The 1,202-nt window shown below is 67.6% G+C and carries 1 protein-coding gene; it reads right to left on the minus strand.

The window, feature by feature from the left end:
• Positions 1-540 precede the first annotated feature (540 nt).
• Positions 541-1,202: hypothetical protein (locus tag ACWF62_RS20545; protein WP_452631266.1), on the minus strand; the 662-nt coding region annotated here is incomplete at its 5' end.

The raw sequence follows: 1,202 nt of genomic DNA on the forward strand, positions 1-1,202 counted from the left end.
GCGAGACCCTGTTCTGTGACTGTGAGGTACCGCGCCTCGGGGCCGGAACTGCCGGAGAAGATGCGATAGACGCCAGTGGACAAGGTTCCCATGGGTGACTCCTTCGCCTGGTGATTAACGCGGCCGCGACTGAACCTTTTCAGTGCGGCCACCGCCCGGGTGACCGGACTGCTGACGGCCGCGAGGCCGAAACGTACGAGGCCGCCGTGCCGTTGAGGGAGATGTTCGAAGTCTCAACGCATCGGCACAACAGCCTCATTGGTTCCCGATCTTGCCGCACTCGACCTGCCTCACGCCCTAGTCGAGTGGTCACGAGGCTCATCGTCACTCGCGAGGGGGACCGCAGCCGCAAGCTTTCACCGCACAACCATGCGCTAATCAAACATGTCTTTCGATAGCGGTCTTCCAACCGCGATGCCGCAGGCATTTGGAGGTACCGGCCAGTGGATCGACCAATCAGGGAGACAATCCCTGGAGCAAGGAGCGCGCCCGCCTCGGCGTGCGGAAACGGGCCCCCCGAAGTCGGCTCCGTCCGCCGGATCAATCCCGAAGCCCGGCCCCGAATGCCGGCAACGGATGTGCGGGACCGCCGAGCCAGGGCCGGCTTGTTCCGTCACGGGCGACGGTGAGCCCGAAGGAGTGCAGTCGCGGGGCCCCTTGCCCCCGCCACCATTCCAGCGCCCGCGCCACCTCGTCCCACAGTCGGCGCGGCCCGGACTGGTAGACGGTGGCCTTGTCCTTCCCCTGCCGGAAGACGACCGATGCCCACGACCGTGACCCCTGGGTCATGTCGAAGAACCACAGCGTCGACTCGCCATGTTCACCGGTGTTCAGCACATGGGCGCAGTCCGGTACGCACAGCCCCAGCACGAACTGCGCCCCCCGGAACCGCTGTCCTTCGCCCAACTCGGAGAGGGCCACGCTGGTGGCCGACTCGTCGGCGTCTCCCGGATAGTCCCCGACATGCCGGCCGAACCGCCCCCAGTCCAGGCGCTGGGCCCGCAGCTTCATGAACTCCAGCGGGCGCAGAAACGGCCCGCTCGCGGTCCCGTCCCCGGCGACGGTCAGCCGTACCAACGCGTCCTCGTCGCAGTAGTGCGTCCCCCACGGGACCACGATCAGGCCGCCCGGCCGCGTCTGTTGCACCCACGCCGGCGGGAACTCCCGTACCCCGGCCGTGACGATCACCCGGTCGTACGGCG

It is taken from the genome of Rhodococcus sp. NPDC054953 (assembly GCF_053609225.1).